Origin of the sequence: Lawsonibacter faecis (assembly GCF_014287675.1) — a bacterium.
Lineage (GTDB): Bacteria > Bacillota > Clostridia > Oscillospirales > Oscillospiraceae > Pseudoflavonifractor > Pseudoflavonifractor faecis.
In genome coordinates this window covers 62,801-85,257 of the sequence record NZ_JACOPQ010000013.1, presented here as the reverse complement: position 1 = coordinate 85,257, position 22,457 = coordinate 62,801, and the positions used below count along the sequence as shown (strand labels likewise).

Sequence of the window (22,457 nt, the reverse complement as noted above, 5' to 3'; positions counted from 1 at the left end):
CGGGCGGCTTTTTTATGGTTTTTTGGGTGCAAGTGACGTTGACATCGGGGAAAAATGGGCCTAAAATAAACTCTACGTGCGTTTTACGTCGAAGGAGGTGGAGAAGCGGTGTCCAAGACCGGTAAGAAGAGCAGACAGAAGACGCTGGAGGCCAGGAGGCGGCAAAACCGCCGCCGGGAGAAGGCGCTGCGCGCCGCAGCGGAAGGGGACGCGCTCGCTCCCGCTTTGCCCACAAAAGCCCCTCAGGAGGAGCCGGTTTCCGACGGTATGCTCCCGGAGGAGGAAAAAACGCCGGCGTCCGGGGGGAGAAGGGGCCGGAAAGAGGAGAGGCCGGAGGAGGCGCGGAAAAAATGGGCTTGGCGCTCCAAGTCCTGGGTCTGGTATCCGCTGTTCCTCCTCGGGCCCGCAATCATCCTGTTCTGCTGTCAGCTCGCCACCCTCCAAAGTGCGGCGGAGGTGTTCGCGTGGATGGGCGGGTGCTTCGGTGCGGCGGCCTTTACCTATGCGCTGCTGCTGGCCCTCGTCGTATTGCTGCTGGCCCTGACGCGGAGCCTCTTTTTCTCCACGCTGCTGGTGGGCGCGCCCGCGCTCGTCCTCTCCCTGGCGAGTCATTTCAAGGAGGTGGCCAACGGCGTACCCCTGCTGGTCAGCGACCTGGCCATGGCCGCCCGCGCGGGGGACATTGCGGGCTTCATGCGCCCGGGGATGGACTTGGGGGAGGGGACCTGGTGGTCCGTGGGGGTGCTGGCCGCCCTCCTGCTGGTGATTGCCCTCTTTGGCCACCGGACCCGCGCCCAGGGCTGGGGCTGGTACGGCAGGACGGTCTCCGGCCTGCTGGCGGTGCTGGTGCTGCTGGGCAGCGCGAACTTCGCCCCCGCCGCAGTCTTCCTCTCCGGGCCGGGGGACGAGATCCAGGCCCAGCGCAACGACCGCCTGGGACTGCTGGCGGGCATCTACAGCGGCATTCTGGACAGTGCCGTCCAGGAGCCGGACGCCTACAACGAGAACAACATGAACGCCATTCTGGTGGAGGCCCGGCACGCGGCGGAGCAGTCCGCGCCCACAGCGGCGGACGGCGTGCGGCCCAACGTCATCCTCCTCATGTCGGAGAGCTTCTGCGACCCGGAGGCCGTACTCCCCGGCGTGGACTTCATCGACGACCCCATCCCCAATTACCGCGCACTGGCGGAGGAGTGGCCCTCCGGGCACTTCCTCTCCAACACCTACGCCGGGGGCACGGGCAACGTGGAAATGGAGGTCATGACCGGCGTGCCCATCGCCTTCGTGGGGGAGGACGAGGACCTCACGTCGCTGAAGGACGGCTCCTCCTATGAGCGCATCCCCTCCATCGTCAAGGCCTTTGCCGGGGCGGGGTACGCCACTGAGTTCGTCCACTCCTATACCGACCGGCTCTATAACCGGGCGGACAACCTGCCCGCCATCGGCTTTGAGAAGGTCCTCTTTGAGGCCGACTTCCCCGAGAATGCCGACCGGGCTGGGCCCTACCTCTCCGACATGGCCCTCACGGATATACTGATCTCTGAGTTTGAGGGGCGTGACAGGGAAAAGCCACTGCTCCTCTTCGGCCTCTCCATGGAGAACCACCAGCCCTATTTTGAGGGGAAATTCCCCGAGTCCTCCGGCCTGCGCTTTGAGAGCGATGAGCTCAACGAGGAGCAGCTGGGTTCGGTGGACGCCCTGCTCTATGGACTCCACGGCGCGGACAAGGCCCTGGGGGTCCTGCTGGATTACTTTGAAACCTGCGGGGAGCCGGTGATGGTGGTCTTCTGGGGGGACCACCTGCCCGGCCTCTCCATGGATGCGGACAGCACCATCTACTCCATCCTGGGCTACTCCAGCACCGCCGACACCAAGGCGTGGTCCCCGGAGGAGCTGAAGAGGATGCACACCACCCGCTTTCTGGTCTGGAACAACTACGAGGCGGAGCCGGAGATCCCCGGGACGGTGAGCACCCTGGAGCTGGGCAGCGGCATCCTGGACTGGGCGGGGGTGGAGAAGCCCCTCTACTTCCACTGGGTGGATGCCGCTCTCACGGATATGTTGCTCTACCGCCAGCGGCTCTTTGTGGCGGGGGACGGCACCCCGTACTACGCGCCCCCTGAGGGCACGGCAGCGGAGGAGAGGGCGGACACCTACCGCACTCTGGTCTACGACATTCTCTATGGCGAGGGCTACATCGCCCGGGAGATGACGAGGGTGGAGCCATGATCATCAGTGCCAGCAGAAGGACGGATATCCCGGCCTGCTACCCGGACTGGATGGCACGGCGGGTCAGTGAGGGGTTCGCCTGTGTGCGCAACCCCATGAATCCCCGGCAGGTGAGCCGGGTGAGCCTCTCTCCGGCGGTGGTGGACTGCATCGTGTTCTGGTCCAAGAATCCCGCGCCCATGCTGGAGTACCTGGACCTCTTCCGGCCCTGGCACTTCTACTTTCAGTATACCCTGAACGCCTACGGCGCGGATGTGGAGCGCAGACTCCCGCCCCTGGAGCGGCGTGCGGAGACCTTCCTGCGGCTCTCGGACGCCCTGGGGCCGGAGCGGGTGGTCTGGCGGTACGACCCGATTCTGCTGAGCGGGGACTATCCTCTGGAATTCCACCTGGAGCAGTTCTCACGCCTGGCGGATCGGCTGCGGGGCGCGGCGGAGCGGTGCTCCATCAGCTTTTTGGACGAGTACGCCGCCATCCGCACCGGCCTGCGCCAACTGGGGGCCCGTACACCCAGCGACCGGGAGAAGCGGAGCCTGGCGGAGGGGCTTGCGGCGGCGGCGGGAGAGGATTTCCGCCTGGTCACCTGCGCGGAGGAGATCGACCTGAGCGAATTCGGCATCGGCCGCGGAAGCTGCATTGATGCGCAGCTCATCGAGCGGCTGGCCGGCTGTCCGCTCCGAACCGAGCCGGATAAGGGCCAGCGCAGCGCCTGCGGCTGCGCCGCCAGCATCGACATCGGGGCTTACGACACCTGCCTGAACGGCTGCCGCTACTGCTACGCCAACCGCAGCGACAAGGCGCTGGCCCGGCGGAGCGGGCAGTACAGCCCCGCCTCACCCGTCCTGTGCGACGCGATTCGGGCGGATGAGACGGTCAGCGAGCGGAGGATGAGGTCCCTGCAGGTGCGGCAGCTCGGATGGTTCTGATACAGGGACCGGGCCATATGGAAAAATGACAGAAAGCGGCCGCCCAGGCTGTCAAAAAATCCTCTGCGGAGAAAGCCTCGCAGAGCTGCGTCGTCCGCAGACGACGCAGTCAAATGAAAATCCGTCATTGCTGGGGACATGCGCCTGAGAAATGACACTCCTCACGACGGATGGGGCGACTTTTTCCCATGAAATCGGGCCCCATCCGTCATGCAGCTTACTGTTAAAGAAGTCCGGGGGCTTCTTTAACAAGCTCAGCGGCCGCCTCCATACGTGGAGGCGGCCGCCTTTTTGCAGAAGAAATCAGTCCGCCAGGGTCTCGGCGATGTGCCGGGCGGCCACCGCGCCGGAGGTCCAGGCGTAGCCCTGGGTCCAGCCCGCGCCTTCATAGTAGGGGTAGCTGAAGTAGCCGCCGCTGTCCTGGCCCGCCACGTACAGGCCGGGGATGGGCTGGTAGTCCCCGCCCAGGGCCTGCATATCCTCGTTGACCCGGATGCCGTTGTAGGTGCCGTCGATGGCGGAGATGACCCGGACGGCGTAGTAGGGGCCCTTGTCCAGGCCGGGCATCATGTCGGAGCGCTTACCGAAGAGGGGGTCCTCCCCGGTGGCGAGGACGTTGAGATAGTCCTCGATGGACTTTTGGTAGATGTCCTGATCGCCGAAGCCGATGGCCTGACCCAGGGCCTCCAGGGAGTCCGCCTTCCATGCCTCGCCCGCGGCAAGGGCGGCGTCCATCTCATCCTTCAAGGTGTAGTAGGAGGGGACGATGATGCGGGCGCGGAGCTTCAGGCTGTCGATGGTCTCCTCCGAGAGTACGCCCCAGAGGCCCCGCTCCGTCATGGCGTCCAGCTGCTCCTGGGTGAAGATGAGATAGGCGTAGCCCGCCCGGCGGAGGGCGGAGGCCCCGTAGGACAGGGCCTGGGTGACGAAGAATTCCTCGTTCACGAAGCGCTGGCCGGAGGGGTCCAGGGCCAGGAAGCCCGCCTGGTTCATGAACTTCATGTACCCGGCGTAGAAGTCCACCTTCTTGTTGCTGCAGAACTCGGCCAGGTGGGGCTCCACCTCGTCGGAGAGGACCGCGCCCGCGGCCAGGCACATGTTGAGGCCGTCGCCCACGTTGGTGGCCAGGCCGTTGAGGTAGAAGTTGTCGTGGCCGAAGTACTCGGTGAGCATCTCGTCATTGCCGCCGAAGCCGCCGGTGCAGACCAGGGTGGCCCTGGCGTTGACGGTGACCTGGGTGCCGTCCTGCTTTACGGCCTTTACGCCGGCGACGGCGCCGCCGTCCTGGATGAGTTCGGTGGCGGTGGTCTCCAGCAGGAGGTTCACGCCGCCGGGAATCAGGAACTGGTCGTAGAGCACGTCGAATTTGTGGGTGCCCTTGCCGGTGTCGTGGGCGATGTCGTTGACCTTGGTCACGCCGGGGTCGTCGGTCTGGTCCCAGAGGCCCTGGAGCTTATCCACCACACCCGCGCTGGTCTCCAGAATCTTGTAGACCAGGGGGGCGTTGGCCCGCCATTTACAGAAGTCCATCAGGGTCTGGAAGGTGCCGTCCACGGTGTTTGCATCCTTCCCGGCCTCCTTCTGCAGACCGCTCTGGACGGCGGCGAAGCCGGTGGAGCACACAGAGGTGCCGCCCACCTTGCCGCACTTCTCCAGGATAACCACGTTCAGCCCGGCGTCCATGGCCTCAAGGGCGGCCATGGTGCCCGCGGCCCCCGCGCCCACAATGACCAGGTCGGCGTCCAGGGTCTCGGCGGCAGCGGACTTTGCGGCGGACTGCGAGAAGCCCGCCAGATTGGCCCCCGCCTCGGTGAGGGCGGCGGCGGCGCCGTTGAGAATGGCCTGGCTGGTGAGGGTGGCGCCGGTGACGGTGTCCACCGCCACGGACTGCTGCGCCACGATGGCGGCGGGAATGCGCTCAATGCAGGGGTCGGTGAAGCCGGGAGTGTCGGAGCAGTCCTCCACCACTACGGAGAGGATGCTGGTCTCGTCCACCGTGACGGCCACCCGGGTGGGCAGGATGGTGGCGGGGGAGCCGAAGCGCTCGCCCTCAATGGTGCCCTCCTTCCACTTGCCGTAGGCCTCGCCGTAGTAGGTGCCGGGGGTCATGTGCTGCTCCACGGCGACGGGCCGGGCTGTGAGGACGGCGCCGCTCTCGGCCAGGGCGGCGGCCGCCGCGGCGAGGACGGCGTCACTGGTGACGGTGGCGCCGGACACGCCGTCCACCGCCACGCTGCCGGAGGCCAGCATGGTATCGGGCAGCAGCGTCAGGGCCCGCCCGCCCACGTCGGGCGTTTCCTCCCCGCCCACCGCACTCACGCCGGTGAGCGCGCCGTCGGTCAGGGTGAGGGTGACGGTCACCTCGCCGCCGAAGCCCTGGGCGGAGCCCTCAAAGACGCCGGAGACGCCTGCGGCGGCTGTGGGCCGGACGCTTCCGGCCGGTGCGGACGGGGTGGGGGAGGGCGCTTCCTCCGGGGGGGTGCAGGCCGCAAGGGAAACAGCCATACAGGCCGTGAGCAGAGCGGCCAAAGCGCGTTTTGAATGCCTTCTCTTCATAAGCTGGGGATGCCTCCTTCTTCTTTCTCGGCGCGGACTGTCCGCCGCGTCAAGAAGAGCGTAGCACCTAAAGCCGCTTTAGATTCAAGAGGAATCGACAAAATTTTCACAAAAAACGGTCCCGGCGGAGAAAATCCGCCGGGACCGTGTGTTTATCATCATAGGGGGACGGAGGGATGAAACGTGAACACGGCGGAGCGCAGAGTAGCGACGCCGGGGAGTGGAGACCCTCATACACCCTCGATGGGGAGCCAGTACTCATAGTAGACCGACCGTGGACAGAGGTCCTCCTGGCACTGGAGCTCGCCGGTTTTGGCGAGGCAGCGGCCCACCGCGTCCGCCCGGACGGTGAGGCCACGCTCCTGCGCGTAGTCCAGAACGTGGCCCAGCAGGTTGCCGGTGGTGGCGTTGGGGCGGTCCAGGGTGGTGACGGTGTGGATGGCCCTGCCGCCCTCCAGACAGACCGCGCGGACGCCGGGGGAGAGGCCGATTTCCTCCGCCGTGTCCGCCTCCACCAGAAAGCCGCTCTTTCGCGCGCCCACGCTCTCCGGCCGGAGCAGGGCGGAGCGGTCCAGCACCGAGGCGGCGTAGACCCAGGGGAGAAAGCGCATCCACGCCCGGACTTCCTCCTGGAGGGCGGGGGACGGGTCTACCCGCTGGCCGTCCTGGTCGATGAGAAGCCACAGGCGGGGCATGTCGGCCACCTCGCAGCGGCGGAGGAGGCGGGCGATCCGGGCCAGATCCTCCCTCTGCCTGCCCAGGGCGGACAGACGCCGCTCCAGGGCGCGAATCTCGCCGAGCGTCTCCGCCTCCTTGGCGCCCACCATGGCGGAGAGGTCCTTGGGGGTCTCGCAGGCGAAGAGGGAGAGAGTCTCCTCCATGCTGAAACCCAGGTCGTGGTAGCGGCGGATACTGTAGAGCCACTTGAAGTTGCGGGTGTGGTAGCGCCTGGCCCCGCCCTCCTCCGGGCGGTCGGGCACCAGCAGTCCGTGCTGCTCATAGAAGCGCAGGGCCTGGGGCGTGATGCCAAAGCGTTTTGCCAGCACGCCGATTTTATGGTACATAGGCAAGCCGTCCTTCCCGCAGATTTCAGCTCAGGGGCCGGGTGGAGAGGGTTTTCCCCCCGCCGGTGACGCCGTAAAAGCCGTACTCGCCGGGGGCCAGGGGCGAGGAGGCCAGCGCGGTGCGCACCGCGTCCAGGTGCTCGGGGGCGAAGCGCACCGAGATGCCGCAGCCCTTGGAGATCTCCCGCAGGACGGGCATGACCTGAACGGGGCAGACGCCCTCCAGCAGCTTTTGGGCCAGGATGGCGCCCTGGGTGCTCTCAAAGCTAATGACGCAATAATCCATAAAGCAGTCTGCCTTTACACCGTTATGACCTTGGAGGCGGACTGCATCTGAGATACGATGTCGTACATATTGCTCACCGTGCCCACCCGGAGCTTGTCCGCAATGCCGTAAAAGTTCAGGCAGGTGCCGCAGACCAGCACCTCCACGCCCCTGGCCCGGAGGTCCTTCAGATGCTCGACCACCTGGTCGTCCAGGGCGGGGAGCTTCACGCCCGCATTCATGAAGAGGACGGACTGGGGCAGATCGCCGCCGCTGGCCAGCGTGTAGAAGAACATCCGCATCAGGTTGGCCCCCAGCTCCCGGTCGCCGGAGCCGATAACGTCCCGGCCAACGAAGACAGTGTAATGCCGGCTTGGGGCGGGGAGGGGCGCGTCTGCCGCAGCATCGCAGGCGGGGGCGGCCCCGCCGCCGCGGGAGAACTCCAGGGCAAAGATTCCGTCCGCCTCGCGGACAGTGACGGCGAAGCCCTGATTGCCCGCCAGACGCTTCAGGTTTTCCACGGCGGGGCGGTTGTCCACCTCGATGAGGAAGGCGGCCTCGCCGCCGGCGATGGCCTGCTTGGCGAGAATGACGGGGGTGGGGCAGGGTTTGCCCTTTGCATCTATCATTTTCATGAAAACCAAATCTCCTTTACAGTCATAACCACTGGATGAAAGCGGTCTTGTCCTCAGAGTTGAAGCCCGCGCCCCGGTAGAAGTTCAGCGTGGCGTCGTCCCTGCGCCCGGTGAGCAGCATGACCTTGTAGCACCCGGACTCCCGGGCGAGCTCGGCGGCCCGGCGCAGCAGGGCGGTGGCGAGGCCTCTGCCCCGGAAATCCGGGTGGGTGACCACATTCTCAATGAGGGCGTAGGGCCGGGCGGCGCGGGTCAGGTTGGGAACCACCACCAGGGCGCAGGAGGAGGCGGCGAATCCCTCCTCTACGCCCAGGAGCAGATGGTGGTTGGCGTCGGCCTGGATGGCCGCCCAGGCCGACCCGGCGGCCTCCCGGGACGGGGCGTCCTCGGCGTGCAGGAAGGAGTAGAGGGAGAGCAGGGCGTCCAGGTCGGAGGGCCCTGCCTCGCGGATAGTGAAGGACATTCACTTTACCCCCTTCGATAGGTGTGGGTGATGTGCCGCAGCTTGGCGGCCACGTCGCCGTTGAAGGCCGCCTCCCGCACGCGCCAGGACCAGTTGTGGGGGCCGGTGGTGCCGGGCGTGTTGGTGCGGGCGTCCGCCCCCAGGCCCAGCACGTCCTGCATGGGGGCGATGGCCAGGCGGCTGGCGGTCGACCAGGCCCCGGCCACGCCGCCCCAGCCGAAGCCCTCGTCGGCGCGGAGGCGGAGGTAGTCTGCGGCGAAGTCCCGGTCGGCGGGGCTGGCCTCGTCAAAGAGCCACTGGACGAAGGTAGGTGTGTCGTGGGTGCCGGTATAGGCCACTGAGTCGGTCGGGCAGTTGTGGGGAAGGTAGGCGCTCTCGCCCTGGCTGTCGAAGGCGTAGACCAGCACCTTCATGCCGGGCAGGCCGCTGTGCTGAAGGAAGGAGAGGGCGTCGGCGTCCAGGTCGCCCAGATCCTCGGCGATGATGTTCAGCGTTGGTACGGCGGCCTGAATGCGCTCAATCAGCTCCATGCCGGGGCCGGGCTCCCAATGGCCGTTCAGGGCTACCGTGTCCCCGGCGGGGATGGACCAGTAGGTGTGGAAGGCGCGGAAGTGGTCGATGCGGACCACGTCGTAGAGCTCCGCCGCCCAGGCCATCCGCTCTGTCCACCAGGAGAAGACCTCTTCCCGGTGGCCCGTCCAGTCGTAGAGGGGGTTTCCCCAGTGCTGGCCGGAGGCGGAGAAGGCGTCGGGCGGCACCCCCGCCACGGCGGAGGGACTGCCGTGCCCGTCCACCTGGAAGAGCTCCGGACGGGCCCAGAACTCTGCGCTGTCGTCCGAGACGTAGATGGGCAGATCCCCGATGATGGACACCCCCCTGGCGTTGGCGTACTGCCGGAGGGCGAACCACTGGCGGAAGAAAACTGTCTGGAGGAAGAGGTGGAAGCCCACCTCGTCCCCGTCCGGCTCCGGCGCGGGGGAGGGCCAGTGGGACCGCGGCGCATCCAATTGGGCGCGGAGGGCGGCGAAGCGGGCGTAGTCCCCCGCCCAGGGGGCGGCCTTCACGAAGTCGGAGGTATGGGCGGCCCAGGCGTCCCCGCTCCGCTCATAGGCCCTGCGCAGCAGGGGGGGGCGGGTTTTTCGGAGAAAGGCGTAGTCCACCCGGTCGGGGGTGTCCCGGCGGGCGGAGGCCAGCTCGTCCGGCGTGAGCAGGCCCTCCTCCGCCAGGGCGTCCAGATCGATGAAGTAGGGGTTGCCCGCGAAGGAGGAGGGGGACATATAGGGTGAGTCGGCGTCGCCGGGGGGGACCAGGGGGAGGATCTGCCAGTAGTGCTGGCCCGCCTGGACCAGAAAGTCCACAAAGGCCCTGGCGCCCTTCCCCAGGCTCCCCACACCGTAGGGGCCGGGGAGGGAGAAAACAGGCAGCAGAATGCCGCTGGAGCGTCCGTTCACATAATTTCATCCTTTCAAGGTGCGTTAATCCCTATTATTATAGGACGCACGGGGAGAGATGGCAAGAGAGGAACGGAGGGAAAAGCTGAGAGAGATGAAAAACGGTTCACTCCCGCAAATGCGGGAGTGAACCGGGCGGGGACTGGCTGATACGCGGGGACAGTGCCGCCGCGCAGAGGACGGGGCGCCTTTGGGGGAGGACGCTCAGACGCTTTCCGGGAGGGGGCCGCCGTCCTCGGCAGACTTGGCCTTCAGCTCCCTGAAGAACGCCGCCAGGAAGGGAATGCAGGTGACGAAGGTGCACACGTCGGCCAGGGGCTGGGTAATCTCCACGCCGGTGAGACCCGCCACCCGGGGCAGAATCAGGATGAGGGGCAGAAAATACACGCCCTGGCGGCAGGAGGAGAGGAAGGTGGCCTGCCAGGACTTGCCCACGGCCTGGAAGGTCATGTTGGACAGGACGCCCAGGGTCTGGAAGAGGAGGCCGACACACTGGGCCCGCATGGCGAAGGTTCCGATTTCCTGCATCTGTCCGCTGCCGAACATGCCGATGACCCGAGGGGCGGTCAGCCAGCCGATGATCGCCAGAATACCCATCATGACGGAGGCGGTTTTGAGGGAGAAGAAGAAGGACTCCCGCACCCGGTCGAACCGCCGGGCGCCGTAATTGTACCCCACCACCGGCTGGTAGCCCTGGCCGAAGCCGATGAGGGCGGAGATAATCAGCATGAACACCCGTCCCACCACCGACATGCCCGCCACCGCCGGGTCGCCGTAGACCATGGCCGCGTGGTTGAGGGCCACGGTGGCAATCACCGCCAGCCCCTGGCGGGAGAAGGAGGGAAGGCCGGTGCAGACGATGTCCCAATACTGCCGGCCCCTCCGGGCGACATTGCGGACGGACAGGTGCAGGATGCTCTTGCGGGTGAGAAAACAGGAGAAGAGGATGAGAAAGCTGATGCACTGGCTCAGCAGGGTGGCGATGGCCGCGCCCGCGGTGCCCAGGTTCAGGCCGGGGAGGACGATGCCGAAGGGGAGGGTGATCTCCCGAAGGATGAAGATAGGGTCCAGAACAATATTCAGAATACCGCCGATGGTGATGCCTGCCATGGAGAGGGTGGCGTGCCCCTCGGCCCGGAGGACGTTATTGAGCACGAAGGAGGCGGCCATGATGGGCGCGCCGAAGAGGATGTACTGCGCATAGGACCGGGCGTAGGGGAGGATGGTCTCGCTGGAGCCCAGAGCCGCCATGAGGGGGTCGATGAAGATGAGGCCCATCGCCGTCACCAGCACGCCGAAGAGGACGGCGGCCGTGAAGCCGGAGGATAGGACCGTATCCGCCGCCTCCTTCTGCTGGCGGCCCAGCAGCCGGGAGATGAGGCTGCCGGAGCCCATGCCCAGGGTGAAGCCGACGGCCTGAATGAGGGCCATGAGGGAGAAGACCACGCCCACGGCGGCGGTGGCGCTGTCGGAGTGGAGAAGGGAGACGAAATAGGTGTCCGCCAGATTATAGATGCCCGTGATGAGCATGCTGATAATGGTGGGAACCGCAAGTGAGGTGATGAGCCGGGGGATGGGGGTGCCCGTCATTTTGAGGTACTGCGCCTCGCTGGCTGAGTGCTCCATTACTTCCCGTCCCCTCCGCCGTCATTGGTGAGGTTGTGGTAGAGCCGGTTGAGAAATTCAAAGAAGAGGGCCCGCTCCTCGTCGGAGAAGCCGGCCAGCTCCCGGGCCTCCAGCTGGGCGCGGATGCCCACCACCGTCTCCTGGCGGCGGTGCCCCTCCGCGGTGAGGGAGATGGCGGCGGCCCGCTTGTTGCCCTCCACCGCCGAGCGGGTGATGAGGCCGTCGGCCTCCATCTTGTCCAGCAGGCGGGAGATGGTGGCCGGCTCAATGTCGCACATGGCGGCCAGGTCCTTCTGCATACAGCCGTCGTGGCGGGTGAGAAAATCCATAATCTTGGGCTGTCCCACCGAGAGGCCCACCTCGGCTATCATGGGGCGGAACACATTGTTCTGGGCGTGGAAGGCCTTGAGCAGAGCCAGGCTGAAGGGGTACTTTTTCATCAATGACACCTCTGAGAGCGTTTTGCGCGCGCCGCGGATATAAATATTAGCACGCAAACTGTTAGTAGAACAATGGTAGCTTAAAATACCTGGAATGTCAACCGATTTTGGTAATTCCGGGCGAAAAAAGGGCGGGGGCCGTGCTATACTGGGAGACAATCGGACGGGAGCGGGCCCGCCGGCCCGAGTGAGGCGCAGATTTGCCTGCCCCGGAGCGTAAATTTTTGTCACAAATCCCCGTGGGGAGTGTCTAACCTGATAAAGGAGGTACCGATATGGATCAAGACCGGGAAAAACTGATTGACCTGGCGGTGGCAGGGGACAGGGACGCGCTGGAGGCGCTGCTGACGCAGGCCCAGGACATGGTGTTCCACCTCTCCCTGCGGATGCTGGGGACCGTTCCCGACGCGGAGGACGCCGCCCAGGAGATACTCATCAAGATTATGACAAGGCTCTCCACCTTCCGCAGGGAGTGCGCCTACTCCACCTGGGTATACCGCATTGCGGTCAACCACCTCAAAAGCTACAAAAAGGGGATGTTCGCCCGGCGGCCACTGAGCTTTGAGTACTACGGGGAGGACATCCGCTGCGGCAGGGAGGGGGATATGCCGGACCTCAGCCAGGGGGTGGACCGGGCGCTGCTGGCGGAGGAGCTGAAGTACTCCTGCACCAACGTGATGCTCCAGTGCCTGGACCGGGAGGAGCGCTGCATCTTCATCCTGGGCGCCATGTTCCGCGCGGACAGTCGGGTGGCCGGAGAGATTCTGGACATGACGCCCGAGGCGTACCGTCAGCGGCTCTCGCGCATCCGCAGGCGGGTGGGCGATTTCCTGGGGGAGTACTGCGGCCACGCCGGGGGAAGCTGCAGCTGCGCCCGGCGGGTGGACTACGCCGCCGCCACCCACCGGCTGGACCCCCGGAACCTGGAGTACGTCCGGCTGGAACGGACGGAGGAGTACAAGCAGGCCATGGAGCGGCTGGACGAGCTGTCCCTCCTCTTCGACAGCCTGCCCGGCTACCGGGCCACCCCGCGCTCCAGACGCTTTCTGGAGGAGCTTCTGCGCTCAGGGGAGATGGACGTGGTCCGAAACACATAAGGAGGAGAGAGTATGAGCGAGATTATGACCTTTCTGAGCGGGCTGAAGGCGAACAACACCCTGGACTGGATGCACGACCACAGGGCGGAATACCGGGCGGCCCGCGGGAGCTTCGTGGCGCTGGTACAGGATATCATAGGAGAGCTGGCCCGTGAGGAGCCGGAGCTGGGTCTCCTCAACCCCGGGGACCTGATATCCCGGCTGAACCGGGACACCCGCTTCAGCAAGGACAAGTCCCCCTACAACCCGGCCTTCCGGGCCCACATCTCCACCGGAGGGAAGGCGCCCATTCCGGTAGGGTATTACCTCAACGTGACCCCCGGCGGGTCCTTCTTCGGCGGCGGGCTCTTCGTGCCGCCCGGCCTTACGGCCATGACCGGCCACGTGCGGGAGTATATCGCGGGGCACGGCGGGGAGCTGGAGGAGATTGTCACAGACCCGGCTTTCGCCGCGGAGTTTTCCCTGCTGGGGGAGAAGCTGAGGAAGATCCCCCGGGGCTATCCCCAGGACTTCCCCCAGGGGGAGCTGCTGAAGATGAAGAGCTGGTACCTGGAGCGGCCCTTCCCCGACGAGGCGCTGGAGGACCGGGAGCGGTTCGTCGCCCTGGCGGCGGAGAAATTCCGCGCCATGCGGCCCCTCCACGCTTACCTGAACCGGGCGCTTCAGGGATTCAGACTGCCCGAGCGGGGGGGATAGGCCGGCCCAACTGCCGCGACGGAGGGCGCGGCGCGGATAAAGAGCGGTATGATAAAAGCTGCGGGCGTGAGTGATACTCACGCCCGCAGCTTTTATCATGTCAATTACTTGCCTGCCTCGACGGCGGTCTTGATGGCGGTGAAGACGTCGTCCTGCCCTTCACACATGACCATCAGGATGGTGCCGTCCTCCAGGGTCTCCACCCGGGCGTTGGAGGCAATCTCGTACTGGTCCGCCAGGTACATCTCAAAGTTCTGCTTCTGCATGTCCACAAAGGCATTTAGGCCCTTCAGCACGGTTTCGGACTTGTCGGCGGCGGGGTAGATGGCGGCGATGCCGTAAGCCCTGACGTTCATCATGGAGACGGCGATCGCGAAGGAATTCATGTCGTCGGCGGTGACGCCCAGCATCTCAAAAATCATGGAGGCGGTATCGTCGTCGGTCTCGGTGAGGAGGGGGTTGTACTCGTTGTCCTCGGCGCTGCGGGCGTTTTCAATGGCGGTCTTGTAGAGCTCGGTGCGCTCCTCTGCGGTGAGCTGCTTGTCGTCGCCGCCGGAGGGCTTGCCGGAGCAGCCGGCGAGCGCGGCCACCAGCATGAGCGCGGCCAGGGACAGAGAGAGGATTCGTTTCATTTTCATAACTCCTAAATTGTTGTTTTCACTGTGCCAGTGATAATTCCTTTGACGGCGCGGGACGGAAAAGGTTCCGCGCCGCGTGAAAAAGAAAAAATAAAAAGCAGACTGCGGCGGGGACTGAGGGAGCCGTGACGGCGACGGCCGCCCGCCTCAGGCGCGAATCTGTCAAGAGACCGCTGTTTGCCGTCTTATTTTTCCGCTTCCGGCTTCTCCCGGGCCTCTATCCGGACGGGGAGAGGCCCCTCGGGGGTGAGGGAGAGCCTGCCCTCCTTCGCGTCCACCACGGCCCCGCCGCCGGCCCGGAGGCCGCCGGAGAGCAGCAGCTCCGCCGCCGGGTCCTCGATCTGGGCGCGGATGGCCCGGCGCAGGGGCCGGGCGCCGTAGTCCGGGTCGAAGCCGCTGCCGGCCAGAAGCTCCAGCGCCTCCCCTGTGACCCGGAGGGAGACCCCCAGCTTCTCCAGCCGGGCGGCCACGTCTTTGAGCATATGGCGGGCGATGGCCTTGATCTCCTCCCGGCTGAGCTGGCGGAAGACGATGGTCTCGTCCACCCGGTTTAAAAACTCGGGGCGGAAGACCTTCTTCAGGTCCTCCATGACGGCGCCCCGCAGCTCCTCAATGGGGCGGGTCTCCCCCCGGGCGGCCCCCGCCGGGGCGAAGCCAAGGCGCACGCCCTTGGCGGTAATCCGTCCCGCGCCCACGTTGGAGGTCATGACCACCACGGTGTTGCGAAAGTCGGTCTTCCGGCCCTGGGCGTCGGTGAGGACGCCGTCCTCCATGATCTGGAGGAGAATGCCCCAGACATCCTGGTGGGCCTTCTCAATCTCGTCGAAGAGGACCACGGAGTAGGGCTTGCGCCGCACCTTCTCGGTGAGCTGGCCGCCCTCCTCGTGGCCCACGTAGCCTGGCGGCGAGCCGATGAGGCGGGAGACGGTGTGCCGCTCCATATACTCGGACATATCGAAGCGGAGCAGGGCCTCCTCGCTGCCGAAGAGGACGGCGGCCAGGGCCTTGCACAGCTCGGTCTTGCCCACGCCGGTGGGGCCGAGGAAGAGAAAGGTCCCCGTGGGCCTGCCCGGCTCCTTGAGCCCCACCCGCCCCCGGCGCACCGCTTTGGCCACGGCCTGCACGGCCTCCTCCTGGCCTACCACCCGCCGGTGAAGCTCCTCCTCCAGACGGAGCAGGCGGTCGGACTCGGCCTCGGTGAGGGTGGTGACGGGCACGCCCGTCCAGCCGGAGACCACGGCGGCCACGTCCTCGGCGGTGACGGCCCCCATGTGCTGGCCGGACTGCCAGGCGGCCATATGCCGCTCAAGCTCGGCGCGGAAGTCGGTCTCCGCGTCCCGGAGCATGGCGGCCCGCTCGAAGTCCTGGCCCCGGATGGCGTCCTCCTTCTCCTGGCGGGCCCGCTCCACCTTGTCCTCCAGCTCCCGCAGATCCGGAGGAGTGGCCTGGCGCTCCAGCCGCACGTGGGAGGCGGCCTCGTCGATGAGGTCGATGGCCTTGTCGGGCAGGCGGCGGTCGCCGATATAGCGCACCGAGAGGGCCACGGCGGCATCCAGGGCCCCGTCGGTGATCTTCAGCTTGTGGTGGGCCTCGTAGCGGTCCCGCACGCCCCTGAGAATGGCCACGGCGGTCTCCGGGTCCGGCTCGGGGATGATGACGCTCTGGAACCGCCGCTCCAGGGCGGCGTCTTTTTCGATATACTTACGGTACTCCTCCAGGGTGGTGGCGCCGATGACCTGGAGCTCCCCCCGGCCCAGGGCGGGCTTGATGATGTTGGCGGCGTCGATGGCCCCCTCGGCGCTGCCCGCGCCTACGATGGTGTGCAGCTCGTCGATGAAGAGGATCACATCCCCGGCCCGCTTGGCCTCGCTGAGGGCGTTTTTCACCCGCTCCTCAAACTCGCCCCGGTACTTGGTGCCCGCCACCATGGAGGAGAGGTCCAGGGACAAAATACGTTTGCCCCGCAGGTCGTCGGGCACCTGGCCCGCCACGATGCGCCGGGCCAGCCCCTCGGCGATGGCGGTCTTGCCCACGCCGGGCTCGCCGATGAGGGCGGGATTGTTTTTGGTGCGGCGGGAGAGAATCTGCACCACACGGCGGATCTCCTCGTCCCGGCCCACCACCGGGTCCAGCATACCGGAGGAGGCCGCCCGGGTCAGGTCCTTGGAGAACTGATCCAGCAGCTTGGTCTCCTTGCCGCCCTCGCCGCCGTACTCCCGCTCCACTCTGGCTCTGCCGCCGCCCCGGAAGGGGTTGGGGGCCTCGCCGCCCAGGGCGTTCATCACGTCGCCGTACATCCGCCGGGCGTCCACGTTGCACCCCGCCAGCACCCGCTGGGCCACGCCGTCCCCCTCCCGGAGGATGCCCAGAAGCAGGTGCTCGGTGCCCACGTATTGGTGCCCCAGCCGGGCGGCCTCGGAGAGGGAGAGCTCAATGATCTTCTTGCACCGGGGGGTGAGACCCTGGGAGGGCCGTCCGCCCGGCGCGCCCACCCCCACCATCCGGGCGATGGTTGCGCGGATGTTCTCGCTCTCCAGTCCGGCACTCTGAAGGACCCGGGCTGCCACGCCACGGCCCTCCCTGGAGAGGCCCAGAAGCAGGTGCTCGCTGCCCACGTAGCCGTGGCCCAGCTCGGCGGAGCTCTCCTGGGCCAGCCGCAGGGCGGCCTGAGCCCGCTCGGTAAACCGGGTCTCGCTCATGGCTTCACCTGCTTCCTCTTGTCGCCGGCAGGCTTCTTCTGCGCGACGGCGGCGCGGCCGGGGTGTCGGGAGCTGGTGGGGGACCCCTCCAGCTCAGGCGTCAGGCTGCCGGCGGCTTCCATATGGAAAGGGCTTTTTTCCTTCGTCATATGCGTGCCCATCCTTTCTCTCAGTTGGAAATATTTTTGACCGTTTCAAAGAAATATACCCATCTCAAAGAGAATTTAGCATTGCATTTTAAAAATCTTGTGGTACAATACTGATACATTCGATATTGGAGGTGTTTCCATTGGCATATGTGATTGGTAACGAGTGCGTCAGCTGTGGCGCTTGCGAGGGCGCCTGCCCCGTGTCCGCCATCTCCCAGGGTGATGAGCACTACATGATCGACGCCGATACCTGCATTGACTGCGGTACCTGCGCCGACACCTGCCCCACCGGCGCTATCTCCCAGGGCTGAGCTACATAGCTGCAAAAAACAGCGGCGCTGTCTGATGACAGCGCCGCTGTTTTGCGGCCCGGCGGAATCCAGGGGGAATGAATCGTTACATCGGTCTCAGGTTTCTGCTCAGCCGGTCGAGCATCCAGTTGAGCCGCTTTTCCCGTCCGGCGTCGGTCTTTGCGTCAAGGTAAGCCCGGGTGTAGGTCTTTCTGACCGACAGAGGCATCGCCCCAAAATTGCTGTGGGCGGGCTCGTGCCCCCGGAGCAGCTCCGCCAGGGCCCCGATCTGCTCCTGCGTCACCGCCGGAGGCTTGGGGGCGTCCCACCGGCCGCTCTCCCTGGCCGCCTCGATCTTCTCCCTGCCGAAATCGGTCATCAGCCCCTGACGCTCCAACTGCACCGCCAGGGCTTTGTTTTTTTCAGACCACTTGCTGTTTTCCCGCCGCCGGGAGAAGTACTTTCGGTAGGATTTGTCATCCAGGCGCTGCATCTGCCCGTCAATCCAGCCGAAGCAGAGGGCTTCCTCCAGCGCTTCGCCCGCCGTCAGCGTGGCGGGCCCGCCCGGCTTGCCAAAGAGCAGCCAGACTCCTCCGCTGGCGGCGCAGTTCGCGCACAGCCATGTCCTGAAGTCCTGCCTGTTTGCAAAGACCAACATTGCACGTTCCTCCCTTGTCCGGTTGTGCGGACAGCCGGGTTATGTTATGCCCATCATAACATGGACTCCGCGCTCCGGGCAAGATGAATTGCGATCTGACGGCGTGGAGGCGCGTAACGATATGATTGGCAAGAGGCCTCTTTTGAGGTATACTATACCTATTCTGGGCCGACGGGGGTCAACTATGAGGGAACTCAAGGGGAAAGACCTGCTTTTGATAGGGTTTACGCTCTTTTCCATGTTTTTTGGAGCGGGAAATTTGATTTTTCCGCCTTTTTTGGGCGCCCAGGCGGGGACGCTCACCTGGCCCGCCATGCTGGGCATGGGGGTGAGCGCCGTGGGGCTGCCGGTGCTGGGCGTGGTGGCGGTGGCCCGCGCCGGAGGATTGAGCGCCCTGGGCGACCGGGTGCACCCCGTCTTCTCCAGGGTGTTCACCATTGTGGCCTATCTGGCCATCGGCCCGTGCCTCGCCATTCCCAGGACGGCCAGCACCTCCTTTGAGATGGCGGTGCCGCCCTTCCTGGGGCCGGACGCGCCGACGGGGCTTTTCCAGCTCGCCTACTGTGCCGTCTTCTTCGCCCTGGCGCTGCTCGTTGCCCTGCGGCCGGAGAAGCTCACCGACAGGCTGGGCAAGATCATGTGCCCCATCCTGATCGCGCTGATCGTCGTGACCTTTGTGGGCTGCCTCGTCAACCCCATGAACGGCTACGGCGCGCCCCGGAGCGGGGACTACGCGGCCAGTCCGGTGATCCAGGGCTTTCTGGCCGGATACCAGACGATGGACACCATCGCGGCCCTGGCCTTCGGCATCATCATCTCCCTGAATATCAGGGCCAGGGGTGTGAAGAAGGATCCGGCGGTGGTGCGCGGCACGGTGAAGGCGGGGTGCATCGCCGGCGTCATGCTGCTGGCGGTATACGCCATGCTGGCCCACGTGGGGGCCCTGTCCGGGGGCGCGTTCCCGGGGGATGCGTCCGCCAACGGGGCGGCGGTGCTCACCCGTATTGTGTCCGCGCTGTTCGGGGAGCCGGGCAGCGTTCTGCTGGCCGTGATTTTCATTGTCGCCTGCTTTAATGTCTGCGTGGGGCTCATCAGCTCCTGCGGCGAGTTCTTCCACACGCAGTTCCCCCGGCTCTCCTACCGCACCTGGGCGGTCCTCTTCGCCGTGGTCAGCATGGCCGTTGCAGCCGCGGGGCTGGACCTCATCCTGAGGGTCTCCGTCCCCGTGCTGAATGCCATCTATCCGGTGGCCATCGTGCTTATCCTGCTGTCCTTTTTTCAGCGGCTGCTGGAGGGGCGGCGGAGGGTGTACCCCATGGCCATCCTCTGTACGGGGATCGCCAGCGTGGTGTTTGCCCTGGCCGACGCGGGGCTGCTGCCCGGCGCGGCGCGGGAGGGGCTGAAGCTGCTCCCCCTGGCGGGCGTGGGGCTGGGCTGGGTCCTCCCGGCGGCCCTGGGCGTTGGACTGGGACTGATTCTTTCCCCATTCAAAAAAGAAGGAGACATACACAATGCATGAGCATGAACACGAGCACCACGGCCGCTGCTGCGGCCATCACCACGGGCACCGGGAGCTGAGCGAGGCCCACATCGCCTTTCTGGAGGAGCTGGAGGAGCACCACTTCCTGCCGGTGGTCCGCTTCATGGTGGAGAGCAGCAGGGAGCGAGACTTTTCCGTGGAGGCCCTGGCGCCGGTGTATCTGCGCCACAAGGGGGAGACTATGGAGTGGGTCAGGGAGACGGGCGAGATGCTCCGGGACCTGGAGATGGCGGGGTACCTGACCATCGACTACGGCTACGCCTTGGAGAATTACCCCTACACGGAGTATCGGGAGTCCGAGCTGTACGCCTACTTCTGCCGCACTATAGAGGAGGGGAGGGAAAGACCCGGCTTCCTGGGGGATACCCCGGTGCTGGAGCTGGGGAGCATCGCGCCTTCCTACGAGGACTGAGCCGGAACGCTAACTGCAGCCGAAAAACGCGCCGCCGGGTGACCGGCGGCGCGTTTTTGCTTAAAACTGCTCCAGCAGGAAGCGGCCGATGCTCTCCATGGCCTGGTTGGCCTTTTTGATGGGGAACATTTGGAACACGTGCCACACGTCGTTCCAGACCTCAAGCTGGCAGGGGACCCGGGCGGCGAGCATCCGGTCCCGCAGGCGGATGGAGTCGGAGAGGAGAATCTCGTTGGACCCCACCTGAATCAGGGTGGGGGGGAAGCCGGTGAAGTCCCCGAAGAGGGGGGAGAGAAGCGGGCTGGAGAGGTCGGCGTCCCGGGCGTAGGCCGAGCGGACGGCCTTGATATAGTCCAGGCTGATGGTGGGGTCGATGTCGGCCCGCTCCGCGTAGGACTTGCCGCTGGCGGTCATGTCGGTCCAGGGGGACATGAGGATGAGCCGTCCGGGCAGCCTGCGGCCCGCGGCCCTGAGCCGGTGGCAGAGGACCAGGGCCATGTTGCCGCCGGCGGAGTCGCCCGCCACCATCACGTCCCGGGCGCCGTAGCCCTGGTACATCAGGTAGTCCCACGCCTTCATCGCGTCGTCCACCGCGGCGGGGAAGGGGTGCTCCGGGGCCAGGCGGTACTCGAAGGAGAGGACCTCCCACCCGGTGACGTTGGCCATCTTGGAGGCCAGGGGCCGGGAGTAGCCCAGATTGCCGCTGGTATAGCCGCCGCCGTGGCAGTAGAGGATGGCCCGGCGCTTGTCGTGCCCCCGGTCGGGCCGGACCCAGGCGGCGTTCATGCCGGAGAGCTCAAAGGGCTCCCAGCTCATGCCCAGCATAGGGGCGGCCAGGCGGCCCAGTAGCTCCTGGCCCGAGCGCTGGCGCTCCAGATCGTCGGGGGCCATGGACTCGGGAGAAGTGGCGGAGTGGATGGCCTTGAGCGCCCGCATCATGGGGGCCAGGCGGCGCTGCTCCGCCGCCGCCTTCTGCTCCGTGGTGCGGCGGACGAGCTTCATGTGGAGTGGTGTCTTCTCTGAATCCATGGGGACTCCTTTCGTGGGGGCGGTATCGGTAAAAGGTAATAATGGAGCGGCCGGGCGGACCGGAGGGGAAATTGAACATAAGCTTCGCAGATACCGCGCTCTGCGAAGCCCCGGTTTTCGGTAATACAGCTTTGCATTATATCATGTAAGCGCGGAAAAAGAAATAGACAAAGCCGCCGTATTGACGGCGTCCGCATCCCCTGTTTCCCTTGTAGTTTACATATATGCGTGATAAAATAATACCGATTGATGTTGGACAGAAGGGAGGGATGCCCATGGCGAAGCAGAAGAAGGAGCCCAAGCCCGGCTGGTACCGGCTGGACAACGCGGGCGTCCTCTACTCCGCGATCCAGAAGGAGAAGTACTCCGCCATCTACCGCTTTTCGGCGGTGATGACGGAGCGGGTGGACCCCGATGCGCTCCAGCGGGCGGTGGAGAAGACCATGCCGCGGTTTCCCGGCTTCCGGGTGAGGATCAAAAAGGGGGCTTTCTGGTACTATCTGGAGCCCAACAATGCCCCCGGCCCCTTTGTGAAGAGGGACATCTCCAATCCCTGCCAGCCCGTCCGCTTCAAGGAGGACAACGGCTGGCTGGTGCGGTTTTTTTACTATGAGCGCCGCATCTCCCTGGAGGTGTTCCACGCCCTGTCCGACGGGGGCGGCGCGCTGGTCTTTTTCCGCACGCTGCTGGCGGTGTACCTGCGGGAGCTGGGGCACGCCGTCCCCAACGGGGAGGGCGTGCTGGATGTGGACGAGCCACCCAGGCCGGAGGAGATGGAGGACGCCTACACCAGATACGCAGGCAAGAAGGTCCTGCGGGGCGGCTGGGCCAGGACGGCCTATCCCAACAAGAGCGCGGCGGAGCCGTTCTACACGCTGAACGTGACCATGGGCTTCGTCCCGGTGGACAAGCTCAAGGCGGCGGCCAAGGCCTACGGCGCGTCCATCACGGAGTATCTGACGGCGGTGTTGATGCTGTCCATCATGGAGAACCAGAAGGCGGAGAAGCCCCGGCATGAGAAGCCGGTGGCCCTGGCCATCCCCATCAACCTGCGCAGCGGCTTCCCGTCGGAAACTCTGCGCAACTTCATCCTGACGGTGCGGCCCTGCATCGACCCGGAGCTGGGGGATTACACCCTCAAGGAGCTGGTGGACTATGTCCACCATTTTCTGCGCCTGAACATCAACCGCCAGCAGATGCAGGCCACCTTTACGGGCAACGTGCGCTTCACCACCAATAAGCTGCTGCAGATTTTCCCGGTGTTCCTCAAAAACCCGGTGATGTCCCTCTCCTACAAGCTGGTGGCCGCCCGGCCCTACTCGGCCACCTACACCAACCCCGGGGCCTTCAGGGTGCCGGAGGAGATGGCCCCCCACATCCAGCGGATGGAGGTCATCCTGGGCCAGGCCACCCGGCCGTCCCCCCACTGCGCGTCCATCAGCTACGGCAACATTATGGAGATTACCTTCGCCGGCACCGGCGTCTCCAGCGAGACCGAGCGGCGGTTCTTCTGCCGGCTGGTGCGGGAGGGCGTGCCGGTGAGGGTGGAGAGCAACCGAACCGGCTGACCGGCGGTGGGGAAGCGGCATCAGGC

The 22,457-nt window shown here is 65.7% G+C and carries 21 protein-coding genes; 8 read left to right on the top strand and 13 right to left on the bottom strand.

The window, feature by feature from the left end:
* Positions 1-108: 108 nt before the first annotated feature.
* Both H8S62_RS18575 and H8S62_RS14680 read left to right on the top strand, forming a co-directional pair.
* Entirely contained in the window at positions 109-2,229 is a 2,121-nt protein-coding gene (locus H8S62_RS18575; RefSeq protein ID WP_155149765.1) for a sulfatase-like hydrolase/transferase, read from the top strand.
* Positions 2,226-3,155: a DUF1848 domain-containing protein gene (locus H8S62_RS14680; protein WP_155149766.1), complete on the top strand. Its 930-nt coding sequence runs from the start codon at positions 2,226-2,228 to the stop codon at positions 3,153-3,155. Before H8S62_RS18575 ends, H8S62_RS14680 begins: the two co-directional genes overlap by 4 nt.
* A gap of 303 nt (positions 3,156-3,458) precedes the next feature.
* Here the strand turns inward: H8S62_RS14680 and H8S62_RS14675 are convergent, their stop codons facing one another.
* From H8S62_RS14675 to H8S62_RS14640, 8 genes are all read right to left on the bottom strand, one after another.
* Positions 3,459-5,711: an FAD-dependent oxidoreductase gene (locus H8S62_RS14675; RefSeq protein WP_186920032.1), complete on the bottom strand. Its 2,253-nt coding sequence runs from the start codon at positions 5,709-5,711 to the stop codon at positions 3,459-3,461.
* Positions 5,712-5,941: 230 nt separating this feature from the next.
* Complete coding sequence (locus H8S62_RS14670; protein WP_155149768.1) at positions 5,942-6,775, bottom strand: helix-turn-helix domain-containing protein; 834 nt, start codon at positions 6,773-6,775, stop codon at positions 5,942-5,944.
* Positions 6,776-6,800: 25 nt separating this feature from the next.
* The gene (locus H8S62_RS14665; RefSeq protein ID WP_155149769.1) at positions 6,801-7,061 is read right to left on the bottom strand and encodes a putative Se/S carrier protein; all 261 of its coding nucleotides are present in this window, start codon (positions 7,059-7,061) and stop codon (positions 6,801-6,803) included.
* Between the two features lie 14 nt (positions 7,062-7,075).
* Positions 7,076-7,675, bottom strand: coding sequence for a sulfurtransferase-like selenium metabolism protein YedF (gene yedF, locus H8S62_RS14660; RefSeq protein WP_186920030.1), 600 nt, complete (start codon positions 7,673-7,675; stop codon positions 7,076-7,078).
* Between the two features lie 22 nt (positions 7,676-7,697).
* Positions 7,698-8,138, bottom strand: coding sequence for a GNAT family N-acetyltransferase (locus tag H8S62_RS14655; protein WP_186920028.1), 441 nt, complete (start codon positions 8,136-8,138; stop codon positions 7,698-7,700).
* Positions 8,139-8,143: 5 nt separating this feature from the next.
* Entirely contained in the window at positions 8,144-9,589 is a 1,446-nt protein-coding gene (locus H8S62_RS14650) for a 4-alpha-glucanotransferase (protein ID WP_186920027.1), read from the bottom strand.
* Between the two features lie 204 nt (positions 9,590-9,793).
* Positions 9,794-11,215, bottom strand: coding sequence for an MATE family efflux transporter (locus H8S62_RS14645; RefSeq protein ID WP_186920025.1), 1,422 nt, complete (start codon positions 11,213-11,215; stop codon positions 9,794-9,796).
* On the bottom strand, positions 11,215-11,655 hold the full coding sequence (locus H8S62_RS14640; protein WP_155149773.1) for a MarR family winged helix-turn-helix transcriptional regulator: 441 nt from the start codon (positions 11,653-11,655) through the stop codon (positions 11,215-11,217). The genes H8S62_RS14645 and H8S62_RS14640 overlap by 1 nt, the downstream gene beginning before the upstream one ends.
* Before the next feature lie 275 nt (positions 11,656-11,930).
* On the opposite strand from H8S62_RS14640, the gene H8S62_RS14635 reads away from it, so the two are divergent.
* Positions 11,931-12,752, top strand: a complete 822-nt coding sequence (locus tag H8S62_RS14635) for an RNA polymerase sigma factor (RefSeq protein ID WP_186920023.1) — start codon at positions 11,931-11,933, stop codon at positions 12,750-12,752.
* Between the two features lie 12 nt (positions 12,753-12,764).
* Positions 12,765-13,448 (top strand): DUF2461 domain-containing protein, encoded by a 684-nt coding sequence (locus tag H8S62_RS14630; RefSeq protein WP_186920022.1) that lies wholly within the window; start codon positions 12,765-12,767, stop codon positions 13,446-13,448.
* Positions 13,449-13,552: 104 nt separating this feature from the next.
* Here the strand turns inward: H8S62_RS14630 and H8S62_RS14625 are convergent, their stop codons facing one another.
* The 3 genes from H8S62_RS14625 to H8S62_RS14615 all read right to left on the bottom strand — a co-directional run bounded on the left by H8S62_RS14625 (position 13,553) and on the right by H8S62_RS14615 (position 16,934).
* Complete coding sequence (locus tag H8S62_RS14625; protein WP_243255710.1) at positions 13,553-14,080, bottom strand: DUF4358 domain-containing protein; 528 nt, start codon at positions 14,078-14,080, stop codon at positions 13,553-13,555.
* A gap of 191 nt (positions 14,081-14,271) precedes the next feature.
* Positions 14,272-16,785, bottom strand: a complete 2,514-nt coding sequence (locus tag H8S62_RS14620; RefSeq protein WP_186920018.1) for an ATP-dependent Clp protease ATP-binding subunit — start codon at positions 16,783-16,785, stop codon at positions 14,272-14,274.
* Positions 16,782-16,934, bottom strand: coding sequence for a hypothetical protein (locus H8S62_RS14615; protein WP_155149778.1), 153 nt, complete (start codon positions 16,932-16,934; stop codon positions 16,782-16,784). Before H8S62_RS14615 ends, H8S62_RS14620 begins: the two co-directional genes overlap by 4 nt.
* Before the next feature lie 140 nt (positions 16,935-17,074).
* Here H8S62_RS14615 and H8S62_RS14610 point away from each other — a divergent pair, with 140 nt between their 5' ends.
* The gene (locus H8S62_RS14610; protein WP_155149779.1) at positions 17,075-17,245 is read left to right on the top strand and encodes a DUF362 domain-containing protein; all 171 of its coding nucleotides are present in this window, start codon (positions 17,075-17,077) and stop codon (positions 17,243-17,245) included.
* A gap of 85 nt (positions 17,246-17,330) precedes the next feature.
* On the opposite strand, the gene H8S62_RS14605 is transcribed toward H8S62_RS14610, so the two are convergent.
* Entirely contained in the window at positions 17,331-17,882 is a 552-nt protein-coding gene (locus H8S62_RS14605) for a YdeI/OmpD-associated family protein (protein WP_155149780.1), read from the bottom strand.
* A 184-nt stretch (positions 17,883-18,066) separates the two neighbouring features.
* Between H8S62_RS14605 and brnQ the strand changes: the two genes are divergently transcribed.
* Both brnQ and H8S62_RS14595 read left to right on the top strand, forming a co-directional pair.
* On the top strand, positions 18,067-19,401 hold the full coding sequence (gene brnQ, locus H8S62_RS14600) for a branched-chain amino acid transport system II carrier protein (protein WP_155149781.1): 1,335 nt from the start codon (positions 18,067-18,069) through the stop codon (positions 19,399-19,401).
* Positions 19,394-19,834: a hypothetical protein gene (locus tag H8S62_RS14595; RefSeq protein ID WP_155149782.1), complete on the top strand. Its 441-nt coding sequence runs from the start codon at positions 19,394-19,396 to the stop codon at positions 19,832-19,834. Before brnQ ends, H8S62_RS14595 begins: the two co-directional genes overlap by 8 nt.
* A gap of 60 nt (positions 19,835-19,894) precedes the next feature.
* Here the strand turns inward: H8S62_RS14595 and H8S62_RS14590 are convergent, their stop codons facing one another.
* Positions 19,895-20,863 carry an alpha/beta hydrolase fold domain-containing protein gene (locus tag H8S62_RS14590; RefSeq protein ID WP_155149783.1) on the bottom strand — a complete coding sequence of 323 codons (969 nt, stop codon included), beginning with the start codon at positions 20,861-20,863 and terminating at the stop codon, positions 19,895-19,897.
* 275 nt (positions 20,864-21,138) lie between these two features.
* On the opposite strand from H8S62_RS14590, the gene H8S62_RS14585 reads away from it, so the two are divergent.
* On the top strand, positions 21,139-22,431 hold the full coding sequence (locus H8S62_RS14585) for a hypothetical protein (protein WP_186920016.1): 1,293 nt from the start codon (positions 21,139-21,141) through the stop codon (positions 22,429-22,431).
* Positions 22,432-22,457: the final 26 nt, after the last annotated feature.